Here is a 24,911-nt window from a genome sequence, read left to right as displayed (position 1 = left end):
CGGCTACAGCGACTCGGCGATCGCGTGGAGCGCGGCGCCGATGTGGCCGACCTCGTCCTCGGTGCACACGTAGGGCGGCATCGTGTAGATCAGCTTCCCGAACGGGCGGAGCCAGACGCCGTGCGCGATGGCGAGGTCCTGGACGGCGGCCATGTCGACGGGTTCGCGGGCCTCGACGACGCCGATCGCGCCGAGGACGCGGACGCCGGCGACCCCGGGCAGCTCCTCGGCGCCGGAGAGCTCGCTGGTCAGGACGGCTTCGATGGTGTCGACCTCGGTCCGCCAGTCGCGCGACAGCAGCAGGTCGATGGACGCGGACGCGACGGCGGCGGCGAGCGGGTTCGCCATGAACGTCGGCCCGTGCATGAGCGCGCCCGCCTTGCCGGACGTGATGCCGTCCGCGACGCGGTCGGTGCACAGGGTCGCGGCCATCGTCATGTATCCGCCGGTCATGGCCTTGCCGACGGACATGATGTCGGGGACGACCTCGGCGTGGTCGCAGCCCCACAGCTCGCCGGTGCGGCCGAACCCGGTGGCGATCTCGTCCAGGATCAGCAGGAGGCCGTGCTCGTCGGCGATGTCGCGGAGGGCGCGCAGGTACTCGGGGGCGTAGAAGCGCATGCCGCCGGCGCCCTGGACGATCGGCTCGGCGATGATCCCGGCGAGTTCGTGGGCGTGCTCGGCGGCGAGCTTCGCGACCTCGTCGATGTAGCCCTGGTCGGGGTCGGCGGTGTAGCCGGGCGGCGGCACCGGCGCGAACACGTGCCGGGCGAGGACGTCGCTGAACTCGCGGTGCATGCCATTGAAGGGGTCGGCGACGGCCATGTCGCCGAAGGTGTCGCCGTGGTAGCCGCCGCGGACGGTCAGCAGCCGGTGCCGCTCGGGGCGTCCCTGCGACCGCCAGTACTGCATCGCCATCTTGATCGCGACCTCGACGGCGACGGAGCCGGAGTCGGCGAAGAAGACCTTCGTCAGCGGCTCGGGCGTCAGCTCGACGAGGCGTTCGGCGAGGCGGACGGCGGGCGGGTGGGTGAGGCCGCCGAACATGACGTGCGCCATCTTGCCGAGCTGCCCGGTGACGGCGGCGTTCAGCTTCGGGTGGTTGTAGCCGTGGATCGCGGCCCACCACGACGACATCCCGTCGATCAGCTCGGTGCCGTCGGCGAGGGTGAGCCGGACGCCGTCGGCGGACACGACGGGCAGCACATTCTCCGTCGCGGGCATCGGCGCGTACGGGTGCCAGATGTGGTCGCGGTCGAAGGCGAGCATCCGCTCGGCCTCGGCGGGGCTCATCCGGCCCAGCTGCAGGGAGATCATTCGGGCTTGATCCCTTCCTCGGCGGCCCAGCGGCGCAGTTCCCGCTCGGCGGCCTCCTTGCCGACCATCCCCTGGTCGAGGCGCAGCTCCAGGAGGAACTTGTAGGCCTTGCCGACGAGCGGCCCCGGCCTGATGCCGAGGATCTCCTGGATCTCGTTGCCGTCGATCTCGGGCCGGATCGCGGCGAGCTCCTCCTCCTCGGCGAGCCGGTCGATCCGCGTCTCCAGGTCGTCGTAGGTGCGGCGGAGCCGGTCGGCCTTGCGCTTGTTGCGGGTGGTGCAGTCGGCGCGGGTGAGCTTGTGCAGCCGGGTGAGCAGCGGCCCCGCGTCCCGGACGTACCGGCGGACGGCCGAGTCCGTCCACTCGCCGGTGCCGTAGCCGTGGAACCGCAGGTGCAGCTCGACCAGCCGGGACGCGTCGGCGATGACGTCCTTCGGGTAGCGCAGCGCGGTCAGCCGCTTGCGGGTCATCTTCGCGCCGACGACCTCGTGGTGGTGGAACGAGACGCGCCCGCCCGCCTCGAACCGGCGCGTCCGCGGCTTGCCGATGTCGTGCAGCAGCGCCGCGAGCCGCAGGACGAGGTCGGGGCCCTCCTTCTCCTGCGCGATCGCCTGCTCCAGGACGATCAGCGAGTGCTCGTAGACGTCCTTGTGCCGGTGGTGCTCGTCGATCTCGAGCCGCAGCTTCGGCAGCTCCGGCAGGACGTGCGCGGCGAGGCCGGTGTCGACGAGCAGCGCCAGGCCCTCGCGCGGGTACGTCCCGCAGATCAGCTTGGACAGCTCGTCGCGGACCCGCTCGGCGGAGACGATCTCGATCCGGCCCGCCATGTCCTTCATCGCCTGGACGACGTCGGGCGCGACGGTGAAGCCGAGCTGCGCGGCGAACCGGGCGGCCCGCATCATCCGCAGCGGGTCGTCGCTGAAGGAGTCCTCGGGCCTGCCGGGCGTCCGCAGCAGTTTGCGCCGCAGGTCGGTGAGGCCGCCGAACGGGTCGACGAACTCGTAGCCGGGCAGCCGCGCCGCCATCGCGTTCACCGCGAAGTCGCGGCGGCGAAGGTCCTCGACGAGGGAGGTGCCGTAGGACACCTCGGGCTTGCGGGACTTCGGGTCGTAGGACTCGCTGCGGTAGGTGGTGATCTCCAGCTCGTGGCCGTTCTTGCGCAGCCCGACCGTGCCGAACTCGATGCCGATCGTCCAGACGTTGTCGGCCCAGCCGTCGATGATCTCCAGGATCTTCTGCGGCGGCGCGTCGGTGGTCAGGTCGACGTCCTTGGACGGCCGGCGCAGCAGCGCGTCCCGGACGGGCCCGCCGACCAGGGCCAGCTCGTGCCCGGCGGCGGCGAACCGCTCGCCCAGCTCGTCGGCGACCGGCGCTATCCGGCGCAGCAGTTCCGCGATCGCGGTCCTGCGGTTCGCGGTGGCGCTGGGGTTCTCGTTGTCGTCGGGCACCTGGTCGAGCACGGCCATCGAGCGTATTTCCTTGGTGAGCGGGCTGACAAAGGACTTTCGGCGGGCGCCGGCCTTCACGGCGTCGGCTCCGGGTCACGTTCCGGGCGCTGCGACGAGATCGGCGCGGCCGCCGGTGAGCCTCCCGTACCCACCACGGTATCGGGATCCGCGGGCCGCCGGTCCGCCGCACATGCGCCGCGACGCGCCCGGGAGGCTCCGCGGAGGCTCGACCCGCGGTTGGACGCGTGTTGGACCGAGCTCCTCGGGTATGTGGGGACATTCCCCGCAAAGTGCGACGTACGGGGGCACAGGGAGACCGGCGCGGGGATGTGGCGGGGAGTTGCCCCGCGGGACGGAGCCAGCTGATGAAGGACGCCCTCACCCTCCACCGCGCGCTGCTCGAATGGGAGGCCGTGCACGAGATCGTGCGGCTGCCCATCGGCATCGCCCACGCCGACGAACTGCCGAAGGCGCTCGGCCTCCCGGCCGACCGGTGCCTGGTGACGCGCGTCTTCACCTGCGACGACGACTCCGGCGGCGGCCACGGCGGCGGCCACGGCGGCGGCCTCGGTGGCGGCCTCGGTCGTGGCGGCCCGCGCCGGGACCGGGGCCGGGGCCGGCGGTTCCTGGCCGGGGTGATCGTCCGGGCGGGGGACCGGCCGCCCGGCGAGGCGGTCCGCCGCGCGATGGGCGCCGCGCGGGTCGTCCCGGCCCGCGCCGACCTGGTCAACGCCGTCACCGAGTACGCGGCCGGGCTGGTGTGCCCGCTGCTGCTGCCGGAGTCGATGCCGCTGCTGATCGACCAGCGGCTCGCGGACGGCCCGCCCGGTCCGGACGTCGTCTACACCCCGACCGGCGAGCCGTCCACGGCGCTCGGCATCCGCGGCCACGACCTCGCCGCGTTGTGCCAGGCCAAGCCCGTCGATCTGGCCGCCGTGCCGGACCTCCCGGCGCCCGGGCCCCGGCGCGGCGCGGCGAACACGCCGGATCGGCGCCGTCCGGTGGGCTGATCCGGATCGGAAGTCCGGCGCCCGGCCGGTCCCGACTACCATCGGGGCCGTGGTGCGGGAAATCGACCTCCGCCCCGCGGCGGACCCGGCGCCGGGCGGCCGTCGGGCGGACTTGTGCGCGGGCACGGCGTGAGGGCGGAGACGGCGTGAGAGCGGTCAGACGCGCGGTGACGCTGGCGGCCGTGCTGCCGTGGTTCGCGGTGGGGGCGGGCCCCGCGCTCGCCGCCGCCCCCGGCACCGGCGCGCTCGCCCGGGCCGCGGCCGCGCAACCCGGCGCCGCCCCACCCGAGGCGGCGCAACCCGACGCGGCTCAACCCGGCTCCCCCGATGCCCCGCAGACCCCCGACCTGGGACGCGGCCGCGCCCAGGTCGGCCTCGCGCTCACCAAGGTCAGCCCGAAGCCGCTCAAGGCGAACTCCAAGCTCGACATCCGCGGCCTGGCGCAGAACCGGTCCGGGCACGAGATCGGCGGCCTGACGCTGCGGCTGCGCTACGGCCGGCAGCCGATCGGCAGCCGCAGCCAGCTCGACCAGTACGCCCAGATGACCGCGAACCAGCTCCCCGTCTCCGGCGAGGCCAAGCAGATCGCGCAGGCGGGCGCCGCCGGCGGCAAGCAGAACTGGGAGTTCAAGGTCCCCGTCGCCTCGCTCGGGCTGGCCGCGCCGAGCGGCACCCCCGGCGTCTACCCGGTCGGCGTCGAGGTGCTGAACTCCGCGCAGCAGGTCGTCGGCGGCGTGACGACGTTCGTGACGTTCATGCCGAAGCAGACGCACTTCCAGCCCGTCGCCGTCGGCTGGGTGCTGCCGCTCGCCGACCAGCAGCACCGCACCGGCGACTCGATCTTCCTCGACGACCGGCTCGCGCCCGAACTGGCCGGCACCGGACGCCTCAACGACCTCGTCGGCGCGGTCACGGCCAACCCCAAGACCCCCGTCACCTGGGCGGTCGACCCGGCGCTGCTCGACGACGTCCAGCAGATGGCGCGGCACGACTACCACGTGCTGACGCCCGGATCCGACACGTCCACCAAGACCGTGAAGAAGAGCCCCGCCGCGGCCGCGTGGCTGACGGCCCTGCGGAACGCCGCGAAGGGCGACCACCGCTACTTCACCCTCCCGTACGCCGACCCCGACGTCGTGGCGCTCGCCCGCCTCAAGACGACCGGGCCGATCGCGACCGCGTTCGACCCGCGCAACACCCGCGTCGCCTCCGACGTCATCGGCCGCGCCCCCGACGCGCGCTACGCGTGGCCGCCCTACGGCGTCGCCGGCCCCGACACGCTCGACGCGCTGGCCAAGTACGGCCTCAAGGGCGGCGGGTCGTTCCTGATGAGCGACCTCCAGTTCGGCGACCTGCCGCAGGGCGAGGCGGCGAACGCCACCAGCGCGATCCGGACCGCCCACCAGGGCACCCACAAGACGCTGATCTACGACTCCGGCCTGAACGACGTCGTCAGCGCCAACTCGCGGGCCCCCGGCGGCGCCGTCCTCACCGAGCAGCGGTTCCTCGCCGAGACCGCGGTGATCGCCGGCGAGGCGCCCAACGTCCGGCGCACCCTGGTCATCGCCCCCGACCGGAACTGGAACCCCGCCCCCGGCCTGGCCGACCACCTGCTGAAGTTCACCAAGGGCGCGTCGTGGCTGCGCCCGGCGGGCCTCGACAAGATCGAGCGGGTTCGCGCGCAGGCCCGGACGCTGCGCGCCTACAACGACGGCTACCAGCGCTACGAGCTCGGCAGCGCCTACCTCGACCAGGTCGCGGCCATCGCCCGCCGCGCCGCCCGGTTCCGCGCGATCATGACGGAGCCGATCGGCATCTCCTACGAGCGCGCCCTGCTGCGCGTCCAGTCGGCGTCCTGGCGGACGAGCCCGGCCCGCGCCCGCAACGCGCGGATCGAGCTGTCCGGCGAACTCGACCACGAGATGGCGCGGGTCCGGATCGTCACCACCAAGAACCGGCGGACGAACCTCGCGGGCAGCTCCGGCAAGTTCCCGGTGACCGTCAAGAACACCCTGCACGGCCAGTCGGTGCAGGTGCGGCTGGTCGCCGTGTCCGCGAACACCGCCAAGCTGCAGCTCGGCAAGCTCGACAAGGACGAGGACGTCATCACGCTGCGGCCGGGGGAGCAGCAGCAGCGCTGGTTCCCCGCGCAGGCGGCGGGCAACGGCAACTTCGACGTCCGGCTGGAGTTGCGGGACCCGGCTTCGGGCAAGGTCTTCAGCAGCGCCACCATCACCGTCCGCACCACCGGGTACGGGCGGCTGTCCCTGCTCATCACCGGTGGCGGACTTGCCGTACTCTTCGTGGGCGTCGGAGTGCGGGCCATCAGAGCGAGGCGCCGCCGGAAAGCGGAGGCAGCCGGTGACGGGTCGACCGGAATGGGACCAGCAGGGTCCGGAGAACCGGGGGACGGATTCCCCGGTCCCGGGTTCCCGGGGTCCGGGTTCCCAGGGTCCGGGTACCCCGGGTCCGGAGTACCGCCCGCAGAACCCCCAGCCGGGCCCTCGGCAGGGCCCTCCGCAGGGGCGTCCGCCGCAGGGCGGTCCTTCACGGGGCCGTCCGCCGCAGGGATACCCGGCGCCCCAGGGACCCCCGCCGGCCCAGGGGCCGCAGGGCTACCCGGAGCAGACCCCGCAGGGCTACCCGGCGCGGGGCCAGCAGCCCCCGTACCCCCCGCAACCTCCCCGGCAGCCGCGCCATCAGCGGCCCCCGGCTCCCCCGCAGCCCCAGGCGCCGCAGGGCCGTCCGGTCCCGGCGAACCCGGCGGGCTACCCGGGCCAAGCACCGGCGGGCACGCCGCGCACCGCGGCGAACATCGCGGCCGAGACCGCGATTGACATCCCGCTCCCAGGCGGGGGCGGCCCCGTGGGCGAGACCGTCGTCGACGTCCCGCCCCCGGCGGACGGCGCCGCCGACGGCGGCAAGGCCGGCGGCATCCTCCGCTCCGGCGCGATCATGGCGGTCGGCACGCTCGCGTCCCGCGTCACGGGATTCCTGCGCACCGCCGTCATCGTCGCCGCGCTCGGCACCGGGTCGCTCGCCAACGCCTACAACACCGCCAACACGATCCCGAACCAGGTCTACGACCTGCTCCTCGGCGGCATCCTGACCAGCGTCATCGTGCCGCTGCTGGTGCGCGCCAAGGAACGCGACCGCACCTACGGCGAGCAGTACGAGCAGCGGGTGTTCACCCTCGCGGTGATCGGCCTCGGCGTGCTGACGGTCGTCGCCGTGATCGCCGCCCCGCTGTTCATCGACGTGCTCGCCGGCAGCTACAAGGGCGACCAGCGGCATATCGCGATCCTGTTCGCCGAGTTCTTCCTGCCGCAGATCTTCTTCTACGGAGTCGGAGCGTTCGCGGGCGCCATCCTGAACACGCGCGGCAGCTTCGCCGCCCCCATGTGGGCGCCGATCCTGAACAACATCATCGTGATCGGCGTCGGCGGGGTGTTCCTGGCCATGGCGTCCGGGAAGGTCGACCCGTCCAGCATCTCCAACACCGAGTTCATGGTGCTGGCGGTCGGCACGACGGGCGGCATCGTGCTGCAGACCGTCGCGCTGTGGCCGTCGCTGCGCCGCGTCGGCTTCCGGTGGCGGCCGCGCTTCGACTTCCGGCGCGACGAGATCGGGCAGGTCGGCCGCATGGCCGGGTGGACGCTGCTGTACGTCGTCGCGACGCAGATCGGCCTCGCCGTCGTCACCGCCCTGGCGAACCGGGCCGGCGACCTCGGCACGCAGAAGGGCCTCGGCGAGGGCTACGGGTACACCCCGTACTTCAACGCCTACCAGCTCTTCCAGCTGCCGTACGCGATCGTCGGCGTCTCGGTGATCACCGCGCTGCTGCCCCGGATGAGCCGGTTCGCCGCCGAGGGCAAGATCGCCGACGTGCGGGCGGCGTTCTCCAGCGGGCTGCGCCTCTCCTCGGTGATCATCATGCCGGCGGCGGCGCTGATGCTGGTGCTCGGCCCGGAGATCACCACCGTGCTGTTCGCGCACGGCAACACCAGGCCCGAGGACGCGCTGGTGATCGCCCGCGTGATGCAGATGTTCGCGATCGCGCTGGTGCCGTTCTCCACCTACCAGCTGATGCTGCGGGTCTTCTACGCGTTCGGCGACACCCGCACGCCCGCGCTGGTCGGCGCCGTGTCGGTCACGTCCAACATCATCATGGCGTTCGCCGCCTACAACCTGCTCGGCGTCAAGTGGATCGTGGTCGGCATCGCCGGCGGCTACGCGATCACCAACATCGTCGGCACGTTCGTGTGCTGGCTGGTGCTGCGCCGCAAGCTCGGCGGGATCGACGGCCGCCGCATCGTCGGCGGCCACCTGAAGCTGCTGGTCGCGATCTGGCCGCTGATCGGCTTCGCGTACGCGGTGCACGCCGTCGCCGACGCCGCCGTCGGCACCGACTCGATGCTGCCCGCCCTCGGCACCCTGGTCGTGGGCGCGGCGGGCGGCGGGCTGCTGTACCTGCTGTTCGCCAAACTGCTGCGGGTCGACGAGGTACAGGCGACGATCGCCACGTTCGCGCGCAGGTTGCCGGGCGGACGCCGGTAAGACGTGGCAAAGTGAGGGGGACGCGCCCGGATCACGCCGCCGTTCCCGTGTTCGAACCACTACCATGTGGGGGACTACGGCTTGCGGGCTGACACCCTGGGGAACGCAAAGAGGAGGGTCGGAGGCGTAAGCTGCCACGCCACGAACATGGGATCTGACCACCTGCGCAGGACGTTGCCGTGAGCACGTCAGTGATCGAACCCGGCACGCGTCTCGCCGGCCGCTACCGGCTCGAGGAGCGCATCAGCGACTCGGGCGGGTCCTCGCTCTGGAAGGCCATCGACGAGATCCTGGCCAGGGCCGTCGCCGTCCGCACCTTCGACCCCGAGTTCCCCCGCATCGGCGAGGTCGTGACCTCCGCCCGCGCCGCCAGCCGCCTCACCGACCCCCGCCTCACCCAGGTGTTCGACGCCGACGACAGCGGCGAGAGCGCCTACGTCGTCAGCGAGTGGGTGGCGGGCGAGACGCTGGAGCAGATGCTCGCCAAGGCCCCGCTGGAGCCGGGCCGCGCCGCGACCCTGCTGTACGAGGCCGCCGAGGCGGTCGCCGCCGCGCACGCGGCCGGGCTCGCGCACCTCTGCCTGTCCCCGCGCGACCTGGTCTGGACGACCGGCGGCACCGTCAAGCTGCTCGGCGTCGCCACCGACGCGGTGCTCGGCGACCGCTACTCCGACGACCCCGCCGCCGAGGACGTCCGCGGCCTCGGCCGGATGCTGTACGCGGCGCTCACCGCGCACTGGCCGGGCCCCGAGGAGCGCTCCGACCTGCCCGCGGCGCCCACCGCGGACGACGTCCCGCAGGCACCCCGGCAGGTGCAGGCCGGCATCTCGCACGCGATCGACGCGATCGTCTGCCGCTGCCTCGGCATCGGCGCCGCCGAGCCGCTCACCGAGCCCGCCGAGCTGGCGAAGGCGCTGCGCGGCGTGCCGCGCACCCCGCTGCCGCTGTTCGCGGGCCTCGGTAGCGTCGCGCCGTCCCCGCGTCCGACGCCGAAGCGGCCCGCGACGCCGTCCACGTCGGCGACGACGCAGCCGCACCAGCCCCCCGTCCAGGACCCGCCGCGTCCGGCGCCGGGCCAGGACACACGGGGGCCGGGCAGGCGCGCGCGCGGCTCGCACGCCCAACATGCCCAGCACGCCCAGCACGCGCAGCCGCAGCAGTCCGGGCAGGTCCCGCCGCCGCGCGGCCGCTACGACACGCCTCCGCCGGGGGCGCCGTCCAACGCCACGACCGTCGCGTCCCGACCCCGCAAACCCGCCAACCGCGCCCTGCTGGGCGTCGCCGCCGCCGCGCTCACCGTCATCGTCGGCCTCGGCGCCTGGGCCCTGTCCGGCGGCGACGGCTCCAAGCACGATTCCGGCGGGGGTGGCACCGGCGGGCAGAAGAAGACGAGCGCTCCCGCCACGCCGTCCGCCACCGCGCTCAACATCCAGAGCGCGGAGGGCGTCGACCTCACGGGCGACGACGGAGGCAAGGGCCCGAAGGGGCGGCTCGCCATCGACGGCAAGTCCGGCACCACTTGGCGGAGCTCCTACTACAGCTCCGCCGAGTTCGGCCGCCTGAAGAGCGGCCTCGGCCTGCTCCTCGACCTGGGCGACACGGTCAAGATCAAGGAGATCAAGGCCGAACTGCCCGAGGGCGCCGGGGCGACGGTGCAACTGAAGGTCGGTAACACCTCCGACCCGAAGTCGATGCAGAAGGTCCAGACGGTCACCACGACGGGCGCCGGCTCCACGTCGTTCCAGCTTCCCCGGCCGCATTCCGCGCGTTACGTCCTGCTCTGGTTCACCCGGCTCTCCCACGGTACGGACGGCCAGTTCCGCGCCGAGGTCAGCGAGGTCTCCGTCCTCGGCTGGCACTGAGCCGGCCCCGCGCACATCCGGCGTGGCCGGGAGCGTCCCGTGCGGGACGCCCCCGGCTCCGCGGAACGCGAAGGTCAGGCCCAGTCCATGCACTTGCCGCCCAGGCCGCTGCCCGGCAGCCCCCAGGCGCAGACCCGCATCTGGACGTACCGCGTCTTGTGGGTGGCGCGGTGCAGCGACAGGTAGCCGGTGCCGCGCGCGGGCGTCACCTTCCCGAGGTTGGACTTGCTGTGCCACCGCCACTTCCCGCTGGTGTACACCTGGTAGCGGATCTGCATGTAGGCGTAGGTGTCGGTGGAGGTGTTCTTCACCGTCCCCTTGACGGCGACCTTGGTGCCGTTCCAGTAGATGTGCAGCCAGGCCCTGCCCTCCGACTGCTTGCTGTAGGCCGTCCGCGAGTGCGCGGACTTGATCCCGCCCTTGACCCAGTCGTCCGACGCGGAGGCGGAGGAGACGGCGAGACCTGAGGCGACGGCGGCCGTCGTCGCGATGACGAGGGCGCGCTTGGCGGCTGTTCGCATGGGAGCCTTCCGGATCGATTCGATGATCATGAAGTCCCGGCCATCATGTCCTGAGCGCCGCCGCGCGGGCAATCGACGGCCCGGAAGTGGACACCTCCGGGGACGGGGGACGGGGCGGTCCGGGCACCGGGCGGCGGCCCCACGGCCGCCCCACGCCTGCCCCCACGGCCGCCCCACGGCGGCTGGAACGGTCCGGGAAAGGTCCGGGGCGGCTCGACCTGTGACGTGAGCTGCCGGTTGTCTGTATCGTGCCTGTGAGCATCCATGTCCCCTCGCCCCCAGGAAACCGTGGTGACCACCCGAGCAGCCGCAACCGGTCGCAGCCGCCCGGCACCGGCAGGGCGGCCCGTACGAGAAAGCGGTCGCTCATGACGTCGGTGAGCATGCGTCGGGTCGACGAGGTCCCCGACAAGGAGCTCCTCGCCCGCCACGCCCAAGGGGACCCGCACGCCTTCGCCGAGCTGGTGCACCGGCACCGGGACCGGATGTGGGCCGTCGCGCTGCGCACCCTCGGCGACCCGGAGGAGGCCGCCGACGCCCTGCAGGACGCGTGCCTGTCGGCGTTCCGCGCCGCCGGCCGGTTCCGCGGCGACGCCGCCGTCACCACCTGGCTGCACCGGATCGTGGTGAACGCCTGCCTCGACCGGATCCGCCGCAAGTCCGTCCGCCCGGCCACCCCGATGGGCGACGACGCGACCTTCGACGCCGTCGCGCCCAAGATGCCCGACCCGACCGACGCGCACGGGGTGTCCCTCGACGTCCGCACGGCGCTGGAGCAGCTGCCGTTCGAGCAGCGCGCCGCGCTCGTGCTGGTCGACATGATGGGCTACTCCGTCGACGACGCCGCGCAGGTGATGGAGGTCCCGCCCGGGACGATCAAGAGCCGGTGCGCGCGGGGGCGCGCGCGGCTCGCGCCACTTCTGACCCATCACCGGAACCGACGCGGCTCGGAAAACGTCGGAGGTGTGGAAGGAGGTGGCATGCCCAAGTGAACCCCGCACATCTTGACTACGACGTCCTCGCCGACCTGGCCGAAGGACTGCTCGAAGACGACCAGGCCGCCTCCGTCAACGCGCACCTCGAATCCTGCGCCGAATGCCGGGACCGCTCCGCCGACCTTGCGGACGTCTCCCGGATCCTGGCGGAGGCACCCGTGCCGTCCATGCCGCCGGAGTTGGCCGAGCGCATCGACACCGCCATCGCGGCGGAGTCGATGCACAGCGCCACCGTGGTGAGCATGGAGCAGCGGCGCGGAAGGCGGCATTGGCGGATACTGTCCGCCGCGGCGGCGACGATCGTCGTCCTCGGCGGCGGTGCGACGGTCGGCAAGATCGCGCTGGACGACTCCGACGGCAGCGGCAGCCAGGCCGCGACCCCGCCGCAGGACCGCGCCCGGCAGCACTCGGCGGGCGGCGCGGCGCCGAACGCCGCCGCGCCCTCGGAATCCACCATGGTCAAGGGGGCCTACAAGGTCACCCGCAGCGGCACCGAGTACCGGGCCGGCCGGCTCGGCGGGCAGGTCGACCGGCTGCTCGGCAAGGGGCAGGAGCTGCGGCTCCAGGGGTCCGCGCCGAGCGGGGCGGTGTCCGGCTGCGTCGCCGGCGTCACCCGCGGCCGCACGCCCGCGCTGGTCGACCGGGCCAGGTACGACGGGCGGGACGCGATCGTGATAGCGCTTCCCGGCGCCAAGGACGGCGGCTGGGACGTCTGGGTCGTCGGCCCGGACTGCACCGCGAAGGACCCGCACGTGCTCGAGCACGAGCCCGCCTGATCCAGCCCATCGGGGCGGAACCTCCGGACGTTCGGGGTCCGCCCCCAGAGGCCGCGCTCACCGCGGCCCACCGTCGCCGTGGGGCACGGCCACAGCGGGCCGCGCGCGGCGGTCAGAGGGTCGCCACGAAGTCGAGGGCGATCGCCCAGGCGCGCTCGGCGGCCTCCGCATCGTGGTCGGGCAGGTCCGGGTCGGTGAACAGGTGCCCGGCGCCCCGGTAGCGGAACACCTCCACGTCCGCGCCCGCCTTGCGCATCCGCAGGTACCACGCGTTCAGCCAGTCGACCGGCTCGTAGGTGTCGGGGTCGGCGACGTGCAGCTGCACCGGGATCTCGGTGGACGCGTCGTCGGCGAGGTCGGACGTCCCGTGCATCAGCAGCAGGCCGCGCGCCCTGTCGTCGCCGAGTGCCAGGTTCTGCGCGATGGACCCGCCGAGCGAGAACCCCGCGTACACGAGCCCCTCGTCCCCGTCCAGCAGCGGGGCCGCCGCCGCGACGGCGCGGCGCAGCAGCTCGTCCCGGCCGATCTCCTCCTTGATCTCGACGCCCTCGTCCGGCGTGCCGGCGACCCGGCCGCCGTACAGGTCCGGGACGGCGACCTCGTGCCCCGCGGCGCGGAGCCGGTCCGCCGCCTGGTGCACGGCGGGACGGAGCCCGTACATCGAGTGGAGAAGCAGAATGCGTGCCATGGGACAACCCTATGGCCGTCGCGACGCCCCCACGGCGGGCCCGGAGAGGCGTCGGAAGGGCGTCGGAAGGGCGTCGGAAGGGCACTGCGGGGCAGGTCACGGGACGGGCCGCGCATGCCGGGAATCCCCTGGCCCTAGGATCGGTTGACGCGACTGGCAGGCCGTGCGGTGAGGCCACCGAAGGCCAAGAGGAGAGGCGCACAACAGTGAGCGACGTCCGTAACGTCATCATCATCGGCTCGGGCCCCGCGGGCTACACGGCCGCGGTCTACGCGGCCCGCGGCGACCTGAAGCCGCTGCTGTTCGAGGGGTCGGTGACCGCCGGCGGCGCGCTGATGAACACCACCGACGTGGAGAACTTCCCCGGCTTCCCCGACGGCGTCATGGGCCCCGACCTGATGGACAACCTGCGCAAGCAGGCCGAGCGGTTCGGCGCCGAGCTGATCACCGACGACGTCACCGAGGTCGACCTCGCCGCCGACCCGAAGGTCGTCAAGGTCGGCGACGAGACGTACCTGGCCAGGACCGTCATCGTCGCCACCGGCTCCGGTTACCGCGAGCTCGGCCTGCCGGACGAGAAGCGCCTCTCGGGACGCGGCGTCTCCTGGTGCGCGACCTGCGACGGCTTCTTCTTCCGCGAGCAGGACATCGCCGTCGTCGGCGGCGGCGACACCGCGATGGAGGAGGCGATCTTCCTGACCAAGTTCGCCCGCTCCGTCACCGTGATCCACCGCCGCGACGAGCTGCGCGCCTCCAAGATCATGCAGGACCGGGCGTTCGCCAACGACAAGATCCGCTTCCTGTGGGACAGCGAGGTCGTGAAGATCGACGGCGAGGACCGCGTCACCGGCGTGCAGGTCCGCAACCTCAAGACCGGCGAGCAGAGCCCGCTGGAGATCACCGGCCTGTTCATCGCGATCGGCCACGACCCGCGCAGCGAGCTGTTCACCGGCCAGCTGGAGACCGACGCCGACGGCTACCTGCTCGTGGACGCCCCCACCACCCGGACGAAGATTCCCGGCGTGTTCGCCTGTGGCGACGTGGTCGACCACATCTACCGTCAAGCCATCACCGCGGCCGGCAGCGGCTGCTCGGCGGCCATCGACGCCGAGCGCTGGCTCCAGGACCAGGACGCCGCGGAGACCGTCCCGCAGGCCTGACCGCACGCCCGGCCCGGCGCCCGAATCCCGCGCCGGGCCCGCTACCGAAGGAGACACCATGAAAGCCGTGACCGACGCCGACTTCGCGTCCGAGGTCCTGGACAGCGACAAGCCCGTCCTGGTCGACTTCTGGGCCGAGTGGTGCGGCCCGTGCCGGATGGTGGCGCCGATCCTGGAGGAGATCTCCCAGGCGCACGGCGACAAGCTCGAGATCGTCAAGCTGAACATCGACGAGAACCCGAAGGTCCCCGCCGAGTACGGCGTCCTGCAGATCCCGACGATGAACGTCTACTCGGGCGGCCAGGTCGTCAAGCAGATCATGGGCGCCAAGCCGAAGGCCGCGCTGCTGCGCGACCTCGCCGAGTTCATCTGACGGCCCTCCGCCCGCCCCCGCGGCGCCCGTGAACACGAGTGCGGCCCGCATCCCGTCCGGCGGGATGCGGGCCGCACTCATGTGAGCCGCTCAGACGGCCTCAGACGGGACGCAGCGCTCCCTCCGGGGTCATGGAGCCCAGCAGCCGTTCCAGGGCGACCTCGACGTCCTCACGCCACGACAGCGCCGACTTCAGCTCCAGCCGCAGCCGCGGGTACCGGTGATGCGGCCGGATCGTCTTGAACCCGACCGACAGCAGGTAGTCGGCCGGCACCATGCAGCCGCCCTCCTCGCCCTTCAGGTCGCCGAACGCCTCGATCGCCTTCACCGCGCGCCTCGTCAAGTCCTTCGCGACGCCCTGCACGAGCATCCGGCCGAGCCCGCCGCCCGCGAACTCCGGCAGGATGTGCGCCGTCATCAGCAGCACCGCGTCCGCGCTCACCGGGCTCGTCGGGAACGCCACCGACCGCGGCACGTACAGCGGCGGCGCGAACATCACGAACCCCGCGGGCACGTCGTCCACGTAAGCGATCTTGCCGCAGGAGCCCCACTCCAGCAGCGTGGAGGAGATCCACGCCTCCTTCTCCAGCCCCGCGTCGCCGCTCGCCTGCGCGCGGTCCCGGCTGACCGGGTCCAGCTCCCAGAAGACGCAGCCGCGGCAGCGGTGCGGAAGATCGTCCAGATTGTCCAGCGTGATGTTGACGAGTCGACGCGACACCGGGCCGGCACCCCCTGCTGGCATCCTCGTCCGCCGGGCGAAGGCACCCGGTACGGCCGGGGCCCTCGGGGCGGAACGCCCACTTGCGCGGAAGTCCCCGGCAACAAACCGGGATCCTCGGGCATCGTATCGGACGGGGGACGAGCAACCGGGCGGCGCGCCAGGCACGGGAACCGCCGAAGTGCGGGGCTCCAGCACCGCCGGAGGGCGGGGTCCGGGGACCGCCGAGGCGCGAGGTCCGGGGTTCGCCCGCTCCCCCCGGAGCCGATGCCGTAACTTTGCGGTCAAGCCAGCCCCACCGGAGGTGCCTCGTGGAACAGCACTCGCGAACCGATGCCTACACCGACCGCTACGCCGCCCGCGCCGCCGGCATGGTGCCGTCGGAGATCCGGGCTCTGTTCGCGATGGTCGCCCGCCCCGAGGTCGTCTCCCTCGCGGGCGGCGCCCCCTACGTGTCCGCGCTGCCCCTCGACGCCGTCGGCTCGATGGTCGGCGACCTCGTCGCCGGCAAGGGCGCCGAGGTCCTCCAGTACGGCTCCGCGCAGGGCGACGAGACGCTCCGCGAACTCATCTGCGAGGTCATGGCCCTCGAAGGCGTCCAGGGCTCGGCCGACGACGTCGTCGTCACCGTCGGCGCCCAGCAGGCCCTCGACCTCATCACCAAGATCTTCATCGACCCCGGCGACGTCGTCCTCGCCGAGGCCCCCTCCTACGTCGGCGCGCTCGGCACCTTCGCCTCCTACCAGGCCGACGTCGTGCACGTCCCGCTCGACGACGCCGGCCTGATCCCGTCCGCGCTCCGCGACACCCTCGACCGGCTCCGCCGCGAAGGCCGCCGCGTCAAGTTCCTCTACACCGTCCCCACCTTCCAGAACCCCGCCGGCGTCACCCTCACCGCCGCCCGCCGCACCCAGGTCCTGGAGATCTGCGCCGAATACGACGTCCTCGTCATCGAGGACAACCCCTACGGCCTCCTCGGCTACGAGGGCGAGCCGATGCGGGCGCTGCGCGCCGACGACCCCGACCGCGTCATCTACCTCGGCTCGTTCTCCAAGACGATCGCCTCCGGGCTCCGCGTCGGCTGGGTCCTCGCACCGCACGCCGTCCGCGCCAAGCTCGTCCTCGCCGCCGAGTCCGCGATCCTGTGCCCGTCGAACTTCTCCCAGCTCGCCGTCCGCGAGTACCTGCTGACGCAGCCCTGGCGCGAGCAGATCAAGGCGTTCCGCGAGATGTACCGCGAACGCCGCGACGCCATGCTCGACGCCCTCGACCAGCTCATGCCGGACGGCTGCACCTGGACGCGCCCCGGCGGCGGCTTCTTCGTCTGGGCCACCCTCCCCGAGGGCCTCGACGCCAAGGCGATGGCGCCCCGCGCGATCGCCGACCGCGTCGCCTACGTCCCCGGAACCGGCTTCTACGCCGACGGCGGCGGCCGCCGCAACATGCGGCTGTCCTTCTGCTTCCCCGAGCCGCACCGCATCCGCGAAGGCGTCCGCCGCCTCGCCGCGGTGGTGGAGAAGGAGATCAGGCTGCGGGACACTTTCGGGGGAGTCGAGCACGACGGCCCCGGCGGTGTGCACACCCCGGGCCCGGGCATCGTCTAACCGATACCACCCGGTTTCGCGTAACCGCGCCGGCTCCCCCATGCTGGGAGCCGGCGCGTTTTCGTTGCCGCTCCGAACGCCAGAAGGGCACCTGCTGTGGAACTCGGGCACGTCGTCGTCCTCGCCGGGGGACTGTCCTACGAGCGAGAGGTCTCGCTGCGCTCCGGCCGCCGCGTCACCGACGCGCTGCGCGCCCTCGACATCCCGGTCGAACTGCGCGACGCCGACGCCACGCTCCTGGACTCCCTCACCGACGACCCGCCGGACGCCGTGTTCCCCGTCCTGCACGGCGCCGCGGGGGAGGACGGCTCGATCCGCGACGTGCTCGACCTCCTCGGCGTCCGCTACGTCGGCGCCCGCGCCGACGCCTGCCGCGTCGCCTGGGACAAGCCGACCGCCAAGTCCGTCGTCCGCCGCGCCGGGCTGCGCACCCCCGACTCCGTCGCCCTGCCCAAGGAGGTCTTCCACGACCTCGGCGCCGCGTCCGTCCTCGACCAGATCATCCGCGGGCTCGGCCTGCCCCTCTTCGTCAAGCCCACCCGCGGCGGCTCCGCCCTGGGCGCGTCCGTCGTGCACGAGCCGTCCGAGCTGTCCGCCGCCATGGTCGGCTGCTTCGCCTACGGCGACGCCGCCCTCGTCGAGCGCTACATCGAGGGCACCGAGATCGCCGTGAGCGTCATCGAGCGCAACGGCCGGCCCCAGGCGCTCCCCGCCGTCGAGATCGTCGCCCCGGGCGCCCTGTACAACTACACGGCCCGCTACGACGCCGGCGACACCGAGTTCGTCACCCCGGCCCGCCTCACCCCGGACGCCGCCGAACGCGCCACCGCCGCCGCTCTCACCGCCCATCGCACCCTCGGCCTCCGCGACCTCTCCCGCACCGACCTCATCGTCGACCCGGACGGCGAGGTCCACTTCCTCGAAGTGAACGTCGCCCCCGGCATGACCGAGACGAGCCTCCTCCCCCGCGCCGTCAGCGTCGCCGGCCTCGACCTCGGCGAGGTCTGCCGCGACCTCCTGCTGACCCAACTGACCACCACGTGACCCCCCGATGTTTCACGAGAAACCCCCAACGTTTCCCGTGAAACATCATCACCCGTCACGAAGCAAAAGCAGCGTCAGCACTCGGTCTTGCCAAACGCGATGCCCGGCCAACAGCTGGCGGTCACCCGCGTGTTCTCCTGGCGCAGCTGCCGGGCCAGGCTCGGGTGGCTGCGTGCGACAAACGACCGGTGCACCTGGTCGACGGTGAGAGCAACCCCAGGAAGAACCATCGCACGCGCGATTCGCCGACGTGACTAGAGCGCACCCGGCCGCAAAAGAACCTGAATATGCGGTCGGCTCCCCAGGGGGGCCGGCCGGCAGAGGACCGGTCACGACCCGGCGTGCTGCGGCGCACACCGGCGTGCTCCAGCGTGCTCCGGCGTGCTCCGGCGACGCAGGCTCAGCAAAGCGGCGCCCGGCAAGCAACGTCAACGGGCGAGCGGACCCGCCGCTGCCAGCCGCCCCTGCGAATCCGGGCGCAGAACCTTGCTGTCACCTTCGCGCGCATGGGCATGCAGGCCGGGTCGCGCTGAACATGACCTCCATTTGCCGCGCGCCCAGTGCCCGTCGGGGGATCGGCCGTGGGAGCAGTTGAGCTTTGTGCCTGAAGGCCCGCCTCCAATCGTCCATGGATCAGCTGCCGACGGCCCCACCCCTGAGGGGGCAGCCGGCTCCATTGATCGCTCTCCTGGCGCCGCTACGGCGCGCCCCGTATGACGCCTTCCTGCCGCGCGGGCGCCGGGTCACAGGCAAGCCCAGCCGCCATCCGTCGCCCGTCGGCGGACCAACACCCGGCGCCCAGCACCTGCCGAGCACTCGCTCGAGGTTCGCTGCGCCGGGTTCTGCCGCGAGGCCCCGGGGCTCCCGGCCTTCGCGTCCGAGCACGAGCACGCGCTGATTCTGCCCCCGTTGCTCGCTATCGCTCCGCCACCGTCCGCCACCCGCTCACCGGACCAGGTCTCGCCATGCCAAAACGTGTCGTCCCACCCACGCCCGGACGCGCCGGGCCGCGCGCCTGCCGTCCCTCGCTGCCAGAGGGGGCCGACCATCACTCGCCGTCGGGGGCGTCGGCCGGCTCCCGGCGCATATGATCTGCCGCGGCAGGCTTCGAGACTGGCCGGGGCAGCCGGAGCGGTGAGCGGCCGGAGGGGGACGCCGCGGAGTGAGCCGCACAGGGCCTTCCGGGACGAACAGGCGGCGCAGAAGTGGTCGTTGGTTCTCTGCGTACCGCGCCGCCGCGGGCGAGAGCTCGCTACCCGATCGATGCGAGGGACGGACGGTGCGCCCGCGTCCTCCCCGCGTGCTCCCCGCGGCCGCCGCGCGTGCTCCCCGCGGCCGCCGCGCGTGCTCCCCGCGGCCGCCGCGCGCCCGAGGCAAACGAGGCAACGCGCTCCGGGGGGGGAGCTGGGCGATGTTTCACGCGAAACGTCGGCGTTTGCGGATGCTGCCCCCTAGCGGTCATTCGTGGGTTGGAGCATGGAGAGCTACGGCGGCGGCAGGGAGCTCCTCCACAGCCTCGACGCGAGGTGGGTTTCGTGGGGGGTGCGGCGGTTTGGGAGGGGCGTCTGCCGGTGCGAGGTCGAGTTGGGGTCGGCCGTCGGGCTCATGTTTCACGGGAAACATCGGGGCGCCCGGAAAGCGGAGCGCCCCGGAAGGAAGCTTCCGGGGCGCTGAGAGCGAGCGTAGGGGGCGTTCCTACGGCTCGCCGGGGTCGGTGTCATTGTCGGGTGCCATCGACTTGATGATGCGGTCGAGGTCTTCGAGGGTCGCGAACTCGACCACGATCTTGCCCTTGTTGCGCCCCATGTCCACACGGACCTTGGTCTCGTAGCGGTCGGAGAGGCGGTCGGCCAGCTCCTTGAGACCGGGGGCGACGGGGCGCTTCCGGCGGCCCTGGCGCGGCGCCTTCGGCTCGTCCTCCACCTCGCGGAGGGCGATCATCTCCTCGAGCGCCCGCACGGACAGGCCCTCCTGGACGATGCGCTGCGCCAGGTGCTCCTGTGCCTCGACGCTGTCGAGGGAGAGGAGCGCTCGGGCGTGGCCGGCCGAGAGCACGCCGGCGGCGACGCGGCGCTGGACGGCGGGCGGCAGGTTCAGCAGGCGAAGCGTGTTGGTGATGTGCGGACGGGACCGGCCGATCCGTGTGGCCAGCTGCTCGTGAGTGGCGCCGAAGTCCTGCAGCAGCTGCTGGTAGGCGGCCGCCTCCTCCAGCGGGTTCAGCTGCTGGCGGTGCAGGTTCTCCATGAGCGCGTCACGGAGCAGGTCGTTGTCGCCGGTGTCGCGAACGATCGCGGGGATGACGTCCAGCCCGGCCATCTGGGACGCGCGCCACCGCCGCTCGCCCATGATGAGCTCGTAGTCGTGGTCGCCGGTCTCGGCCCGGCGGACGACGATGGGCTGCAGGAGCCCGACGATGCCGATCGACTCGGCGAGCTCCTCGAGGGCCTGCTCGTCGAAGTGCTCGCGCGGCTGGCGGGGGTTGACGGTGATGGACGTGACGGGAAGTTCGGCGAAGTGCGCTCCCGCGACCGGCTGGACGTCCGCGATCGCGGCGCCGTCCTGGCCGGGGCCGTTCGGGCCGCCGGGGAAGCCCGGCGCGCCGGGGGCGCCGGTTCCGCCCGCGCCGGACGGATCGTCCGCCGGCGGTGGGGGCGGGGCGGTGGGGATGAGGGCGCCGAGCCCCTTGCCCAGACCGCGTCGCTGCTGGCTCACTTCCTCGCCCCTCCATGGGCCATTTCCGAGGCCGCCTCGCTGTAGGCGAGGGCGCCGCTGGAACCTGGGTCGTACGTCATGACGGACTGCCCGTAGCTCGGCGCCTCGGAGACGCGGACGCTGCGGGGGATCACCGTGTTGAGGACGACGTCCCCGAAGTGGCTGCGGACGTCCTCCGCGACCTGCGCGGCGAGCCGCGTCCGGGCGTCGTACATGGTGAGCAGGATGGTCGACACCCACAGTTTCTGGTTGAGGTGCGCCTTGACGAGGTCGACGGTGCGGATCAGCTGCCCCAGCCCCTCCAGCGCGTAGTACTCGCACTGGATCGGGATGAGCAGCTCGTCGCCGCCGACTAGGGCGTTGACGGTGAGCAGGCCGAGCGACGGCGGGCAGTCGATCAGCACGTAGTCGAACTTGTCGGTGTCGTAGGCATCGAGCGCGCGGCGCAGCCGGGACTCGCGGGCGACCTTGGAGACGAGCTCGATCTCGGCGCCGGCGAGGTTGAGCGTCGCGGGCGCGCAGTACAGGTTCGGGATCTCGGGGGCGGCGACGACGATGTCGGCGAGCGCCATGTCCTCGATCAGGACGTCGTAGATGGACGGGATCTCGGCGTGGTGCTCGACGCCGAGGGCGGTGGAGGCGTTGCCCTGCGGGTCGAGGTCGACGACGAGCACCTGCGCCCCGTGCATGGCGAGCGACGCGGCGAGGTTCACCGAGCTGGTGGTCTTGCCCACCCCGCCCTTCTGGTTGGCGATGGTGATGATGCGGCAGCGGTCCGGGCGCGGCCATTCGCGCTCCCTGCGGCCGGACATCGCCTTGAGGGCGGTGACCGCTGTTTCATGTGAAACCTTGGCGTCCTTGAGCGCCTCGCGCACGAGTTCTGACTCCCCCTGAGATGGTCCCTGGCGCGGAGTCGCCTGCTGTGTGCCGGCGCTGGTCGGCACATAGCCGACGTTCTCCGCGGTACCGGACGTCGTGTTACCCCACATTGCGTGCCCGGAGGGCGCGGACGCCGGCGTCGTCGCGGCGCCGGCGTCCCCCCGCGTCCCCTCGTCGGCCTGCGCGGCCTGGCCCGCGGGGGTCCCCCGCACGGGTTCCGCGGCGCCGGTCCCGCCCGGGCCGGGCGGCTGTTCGTCGGGGGATTCGTCGGCGCGGTCAGGCCGGCCCAGTCCTGGTCCCGTGCTCATGAAGACCTCTTCCTCGACCTTCCAGCGCGCCGGGGCGCGCTCTGTCGTCGCCCGGCCGCTGCACTCCGGTCCGCCGGCCTGCCGGCGACCACACGGACAAGCGTTGTCGGCGGGTCGACCATACCGCGCCCGACTTGGAGCAGTTCGGTCTCCCGCACCCCGAACCGCTGCAGAACGGGCGCGGCCTCGTCGAGTTCGGCCGCGGCCCGCTCGCCCTTCAGCGCGAGGAGTTCGCCGCCTGGGCGCAGCAGCGGCAGCGCCCACTTGGCGAGACGTTCGAGGGGGGCCACCGCGCGCGCCGTCGCCACGTCCACCGAGAACTCCTTGGTGACGTCCTCGGCTCGCGCCCGGCGCACCTCGACGTTCCGCAGGTCGAGCATCTCGACGCACTCGTCGAGGAACGTGGTCCGCCGGAGCAGCGGTTCGAGGAGCGTGATCCGCAGGTCGGGCCGGACGATCGCGAGCACGATGCCGGGCAGTCCCGCGCCGGACCCGATGTCGACGACCTGGGCGTCCGCCGGGATCGCCTCCGCCACGACCGCGCAGTTGATCAGGTGGCGCTCCCAGAGCCGATCGGCCTCGCGCGGACCGATCAGCCCGCGTTCGACACCGGCGTCGGCAAGGAACGCCGCGTAGCGTTCCGCGACCGGCAGCGTTTCCCCGAAAACCTCGCTTGCAATCCCCACCGTACGAATCGTTCCACATAACGGCGTGGCGGCGTACACACGCAACGTCCCGGAGTGAAACGGGAGCGCCTTTTGCACGCCGCCGATCACGGCTTCGCCCAGCGCCGCCCCTACGGCCATGCCGCCGGGTCGCCCGCCCGGGACGGCCCGCCCCTTGCGCTATGGCAAGAACCACATGTCCCTCCGCATATTCGACGTCCGCCGGGTAAAGGGACCGTGTCGCCCCCCTTGGAAGGAGCTCCGAGACATGGGAATCGGAGTCAGTCTCGCGTTCATCGCCATCGGCGCGATCCTCGCGTTCGCCCTCCGCGTCGATCTCGCCGGCGTCGACATCCACCTCGTCGGCTGGATCCTGATCGTGGTCGGGGCCGTGAGCATGGCCTTCACCCTCAAGTACACGCGCCCGCGGCGCCGCGCCGGCCGGGTGGTCGGAGCAGACCCCGCATACGGGGACGAGCCGGGCACCGTGGTGCGCGAGGAGCACATCATCGAGGACCCCGCCCCGGCAGGACGTCCCGCCGAGCGCGTGGAACGCGTCGTCGAGCACCCCGCGGACGAAGGGGTGACGCACGGGCACGTCGCGCAGGACCCGTCGTTCGCGCAGGATCCGTCCCGCGCCCAGGACCCGGTCGAGGAGAACACCACGGGCGTTGTGTCCGACCCCGTCGACCCGATCCACGATCCGGCGCCCCGCGAGCGGAGCGTGTACGGCCGGACGCCTCGCGGACGCAGGTGACGGAGGCGGGACGGCGCGTGCGCTGATCCCGTCCGGGCGACGCCGCCTCCGTCCGGGACGAGACCGACGGCGCCCAGCGGGAATCGTCCATCCCGGCCGCGTCGACCCGTCCGGAAAGACCAACCCGGTGTGCTTTGGGCGGCGGTGCACACCGGGTCCCCAGGGGCCCCGCGTCGGTCAGGACGCGGGGCCCCGCCCTTGCCTCACCACGATCGCCTCCCCATCCTGTTGCCCGACGCCCGGCGCGGCGCGAGCACGCACCGGGACGGGCCCGCCCCCGCCTCGCCACCGTCCCCAGCGCGCCTCAGCACGCTCGCCGTACCGTCCCCCGCCCCCGGGGCATGGGTCCGACGCCCTCTCATCGTCCCTGACACCGCCGCCGGCGAAGGCTCTGTCTTCAACCTGTGGATAACAAGGCCGGTTATCCACAGAATTGCATTCTGGTTCCGTGGAGGGTGGCGAGGCTTGACTATGGAAGTAGCCGGTCCGCCCCCGGGGCGGGAGGGGCCTCTTTTCGACGCCGGGAGCAACTCATCTCCACCCCGCCGCAACCCGCTCGGCCCCGCTGCCCTCCGCGCGCGGCTCACTCCCCGCGTCCCGCCTCGCTGACCCGCGCACTCCGGCTCGCTGCCCCGGCGCACTCCGGCTCCCTGTCCCCGAGCGCGCCGCCCCACTGCCCCACATGCGTGTCGCCCCGCTGCCCCCGTGCGCGTGCCGCCTCGCTGCCCCCGTGCGCGTGCCGCCTCGCTGCCAATGCGCCCGTCGTCTCGCTGCCCATGCGCGCGTTGCCCCGCTGCCCCACATGCGCGTTGCCTCGCTGCCCCTGCACGCCGTCGTCTCGTTCCCGTAGCCCGCCCCGCCTCATCGCTCCACGGCAGCGTGCGGCCTCGTGTTCCCGGGGCGCCCGGGCATGCGAAACGGCCCCGGCGTGGTGCTCTTGCCGGGGCCGTTTCGATGGATCGGATCAGCCGGTCGTCCTGCCGGCCGCGGTGATCAGACCGCCCGTCAGGACGGGTAGACGACCACGTAGCGCTCGGGCTCCTCGCCCTCGGACTCGCTGCGCAGGCCGGCCGCCGCCACCGCGTCGTGGACGATCTTGCGCTCGAACGGGGTCATCGGGGCGAGCGGCTTCGGCTCGCCGCCCTGCTTGACCTCGTCCGCGACGTCGGTGCCGAGCTTGGTCAGCTCGGCGCGCCGGCGCTCCCGGTACCCGCCGATGTCGAGCATCAGCCGGGTGCGGTTGCCGGTCTGGCGGTGCACGGCCAGCCGGGTCAGCTCCTGCAGCGCCTCCAGGACCTCGCCGCGCTTGCCGACCAGCTCGTCCAGCGACCCGCCGACGACCGCGACGATGGCGCGCTCGCCCTCGACGTCCATGTCGATGTCGCCGTCGTAGTCACCGATGTCCAGCAGGCCCTCGATGTAGTCGGCGGCGATCTCGCCTTCCTGCTCGAGGGCCTGGACGTCGACCTCGGTGGTGTCGGTCTGGCTCAACGGGGTCTCCTTCTTCGGCGAGGACA

General features: G+C 72.7%; 20 protein-coding genes. 11 read left to right on the top strand and 9 right to left on the bottom strand.

The annotated features are described in order from the left end of the window. Window positions 1-3: 3 nt before the first annotated feature. Window positions 4-1,317: an adenosylmethionine--8-amino-7-oxononanoate transaminase gene (locus tag J4709_RS27365; protein ID WP_208244676.1), complete on the bottom strand. Its 1,314-nt coding sequence runs from the start codon at window positions 1,315-1,317 to the stop codon at window positions 4-6. Beyond that, complete coding sequence (locus tag J4709_RS27360) at window positions 1,314-2,783, bottom strand: CCA tRNA nucleotidyltransferase (RefSeq protein WP_208244675.1); 1,470 nt, start codon at window positions 2,781-2,783, stop codon at window positions 1,314-1,316. The genes J4709_RS27365 and J4709_RS27360 overlap by 4 nt, the downstream gene beginning before the upstream one ends. 347 nt (window positions 2,784-3,130) lie before the next feature. On the opposite strand from J4709_RS27360, the gene J4709_RS27355 reads away from it, so the two are divergent. The 4 genes from J4709_RS27355 to J4709_RS27340 all read left to right on the top strand — a co-directional run bounded on the left by J4709_RS27355 (window position 3,131) and on the right by J4709_RS27340 (window position 10,194). Beyond that, window positions 3,131-3,775 (top strand): aminoacyl-tRNA deacylase, encoded by a 645-nt coding sequence (locus J4709_RS27355; RefSeq protein WP_208244674.1) that lies wholly within the window; start codon window positions 3,131-3,133, stop codon window positions 3,773-3,775. A gap of 146 nt (window positions 3,776-3,921) precedes the next feature. Beyond that, window positions 3,922-6,612 (top strand): DUF6049 family protein, encoded by a 2,691-nt coding sequence (locus tag J4709_RS27350; protein ID WP_208244673.1) that lies wholly within the window; start codon window positions 3,922-3,924, stop codon window positions 6,610-6,612. Between the two features lie 28 nt (window positions 6,613-6,640). Next, complete coding sequence (gene murJ / locus J4709_RS27345; RefSeq protein WP_307801583.1) at window positions 6,641-8,332, top strand: murein biosynthesis integral membrane protein MurJ; 1,692 nt, start codon at window positions 6,641-6,643, stop codon at window positions 8,330-8,332. A 179-nt stretch (window positions 8,333-8,511) separates the two neighbouring features. Then, window positions 8,512-10,194 (top strand): protein kinase family protein, encoded by a 1,683-nt coding sequence (locus J4709_RS27340; RefSeq protein WP_208244672.1) that lies wholly within the window; start codon window positions 8,512-8,514, stop codon window positions 10,192-10,194. Window positions 10,195-10,268: 74 nt separating this feature from the next. Here J4709_RS27340 and J4709_RS27335 read toward each other — a convergent pair whose 3' ends face one another. Beyond that, window positions 10,269-10,715 (bottom strand): hypothetical protein, encoded by a 447-nt coding sequence (locus J4709_RS27335; protein WP_208244671.1) that lies wholly within the window; start codon window positions 10,713-10,715, stop codon window positions 10,269-10,271. Window positions 10,716-11,083: 368 nt separating this feature from the next. Here J4709_RS27335 and sigM point away from each other — a divergent pair, with 368 nt between their 5' ends. Together sigM and J4709_RS27325 are read left to right on the top strand one after the other, a co-directional pair. Further along, complete coding sequence (sigM, locus tag J4709_RS27330) at window positions 11,084-11,707, top strand: RNA polymerase sigma factor SigM (protein ID WP_173097661.1); 624 nt, start codon at window positions 11,084-11,086, stop codon at window positions 11,705-11,707. Then, window positions 11,704-12,486: an anti-sigma factor family protein gene (locus tag J4709_RS27325; RefSeq protein ID WP_208244670.1), complete on the top strand. Its 783-nt coding sequence runs from the start codon at window positions 11,704-11,706 to the stop codon at window positions 12,484-12,486. The genes sigM and J4709_RS27325 overlap by 4 nt, the downstream gene beginning before the upstream one ends. 112 nt (window positions 12,487-12,598) lie before the next feature. Here the strand turns inward: J4709_RS27325 and J4709_RS27320 are convergent, their stop codons facing one another. Beyond that, window positions 12,599-13,174, bottom strand: a complete 576-nt coding sequence (locus tag J4709_RS27320) for a dienelactone hydrolase family protein (protein WP_208244669.1) — start codon at window positions 13,172-13,174, stop codon at window positions 12,599-12,601. Between the two features lie 206 nt (window positions 13,175-13,380). Here J4709_RS27320 and trxB point away from each other — a divergent pair, with 206 nt between their 5' ends. Together trxB and trxA are read left to right on the top strand one after the other, a co-directional pair. Next, a complete protein-coding gene (gene trxB / locus J4709_RS27315; protein ID WP_208244668.1) occupies window positions 13,381-14,334 on the top strand; it encodes a thioredoxin-disulfide reductase in 954 nt (317 codons plus the stop codon). Window positions 14,335-14,392: 58 nt separating this feature from the next. Then, entirely contained in the window at window positions 14,393-14,707 is a 315-nt protein-coding gene (gene trxA / locus J4709_RS27310) for a thioredoxin (RefSeq protein WP_208244667.1), read from the top strand. A 100-nt stretch (window positions 14,708-14,807) separates the two neighbouring features. Here trxA and J4709_RS27305 read toward each other — a convergent pair whose 3' ends face one another. Further along, window positions 14,808-15,425, bottom strand: coding sequence for a GNAT family N-acetyltransferase (locus J4709_RS27305; protein ID WP_208244666.1), 618 nt, complete (start codon window positions 15,423-15,425; stop codon window positions 14,808-14,810). A 371-nt stretch (window positions 15,426-15,796) separates the two neighbouring features. Here J4709_RS27305 and J4709_RS27300 point away from each other — a divergent pair, with 371 nt between their 5' ends. Together J4709_RS27300 and J4709_RS27295 are read left to right on the top strand one after the other, a co-directional pair. Continuing rightward, window positions 15,797-17,029, top strand: coding sequence for an aminotransferase-like domain-containing protein (locus J4709_RS27300; RefSeq protein WP_208244801.1), 1,233 nt, complete (start codon window positions 15,797-15,799; stop codon window positions 17,027-17,029). 96 nt (window positions 17,030-17,125) lie between these two features. After that, window positions 17,126-18,073: a D-alanine--D-alanine ligase family protein gene (locus J4709_RS27295; RefSeq protein ID WP_208244665.1), complete on the top strand. Its 948-nt coding sequence runs from the start codon at window positions 17,126-17,128 to the stop codon at window positions 18,071-18,073. A 1,695-nt stretch (window positions 18,074-19,768) separates the two neighbouring features. On the opposite strand, the gene J4709_RS27290 is transcribed toward J4709_RS27295, so the two are convergent. The 3 genes from J4709_RS27290 to rsmG form a co-directional block, all read right to left on the bottom strand. After that, entirely contained in the window at window positions 19,769-20,785 is a 1,017-nt protein-coding gene (locus tag J4709_RS27290; protein ID WP_208244664.1) for a ParB/RepB/Spo0J family partition protein, read from the bottom strand. Next, complete coding sequence (locus J4709_RS27285; RefSeq protein WP_307801581.1) at window positions 20,782-21,660, bottom strand: ParA family protein; 879 nt, start codon at window positions 21,658-21,660, stop codon at window positions 20,782-20,784. The genes J4709_RS27290 and J4709_RS27285 overlap by 4 nt, the downstream gene beginning before the upstream one ends. 308 nt (window positions 21,661-21,968) lie before the next feature. Continuing rightward, on the bottom strand, window positions 21,969-22,658 hold the full coding sequence (gene rsmG / locus J4709_RS27280; protein ID WP_307801616.1) for a 16S rRNA (guanine(527)-N(7))-methyltransferase RsmG: 690 nt from the start codon (window positions 22,656-22,658) through the stop codon (window positions 21,969-21,971). A gap of 247 nt (window positions 22,659-22,905) precedes the next feature. Between rsmG and J4709_RS27275 the strand changes: the two genes are divergently transcribed. Further along, window positions 22,906-23,394, top strand: a complete 489-nt coding sequence (locus J4709_RS27275; protein WP_208244662.1) for a DUF6458 family protein — start codon at window positions 22,906-22,908, stop codon at window positions 23,392-23,394. Between the two features lie 1,005 nt (window positions 23,395-24,399). Here the strand turns inward: J4709_RS27275 and J4709_RS27270 are convergent. Continuing rightward, window positions 24,400-24,885 carry a Jag family protein gene (locus J4709_RS27270; protein WP_173097649.1) on the bottom strand — a complete coding sequence of 162 codons (486 nt, stop codon included), beginning with the start codon at window positions 24,883-24,885 and terminating at the stop codon, window positions 24,400-24,402. Window positions 24,886-24,911: the final 26 nt, after the last annotated feature.

Origin of the sequence: Actinomadura violacea (assembly GCF_017573465.1) — a bacterium.
In the GTDB taxonomy this organism is placed as follows: Bacteria; Actinomycetota; Actinomycetes; order Streptosporangiales; family Streptosporangiaceae; genus Spirillospora; species Spirillospora violacea.
The sequence above is the reverse complement of the archived record's forward strand: the minus strand, read 5'-3'. Positions and strand labels throughout refer to the sequence as shown.

Coding starts and splice junctions, on each gene's coding strand:
- J4709_RS27365 (WP_208244676.1), bottom strand. CDS start 1,317: ATGATCTCCCTGCAGCTGGGCCGGATGAGCCCCGCCGAGGCCGAGCGG.
- J4709_RS27360 (WP_208244675.1), bottom strand. CDS start 2,783: ATGGCCGTGCTCGACCAGGTGCCCGACGACAACGAGAACCCCAGCGCC.
- J4709_RS27355 (WP_208244674.1), top strand. CDS start 3,131: ATGAAGGACGCCCTCACCCTCCACCGCGCGCTGCTCGAATGGGAGGCC.
- J4709_RS27335 (WP_208244671.1), bottom strand. CDS start 10,715: ATGCGAACAGCCGCCAAGCGCGCCCTCGTCATCGCGACGACGGCCGCC.
- sigM (WP_173097661.1), top strand. CDS start 11,084: ATGACGTCGGTGAGCATGCGTCGGGTCGACGAGGTCCCCGACAAGGAG.
- J4709_RS27320 (WP_208244669.1), bottom strand. CDS start 13,174: ATGGCACGCATTCTGCTTCTCCACTCGATGTACGGGCTCCGTCCCGCC.
- trxA (WP_208244667.1), top strand. CDS start 14,393: ATGAAAGCCGTGACCGACGCCGACTTCGCGTCCGAGGTCCTGGACAGC.
- J4709_RS27300 (WP_208244801.1), top strand. CDS start 15,797: ATGGTGCCGTCGGAGATCCGGGCTCTGTTCGCGATGGTCGCCCGCCCC.
- J4709_RS27275 (WP_208244662.1), top strand. CDS start 22,906: ATGGGAATCGGAGTCAGTCTCGCGTTCATCGCCATCGGCGCGATCCTC.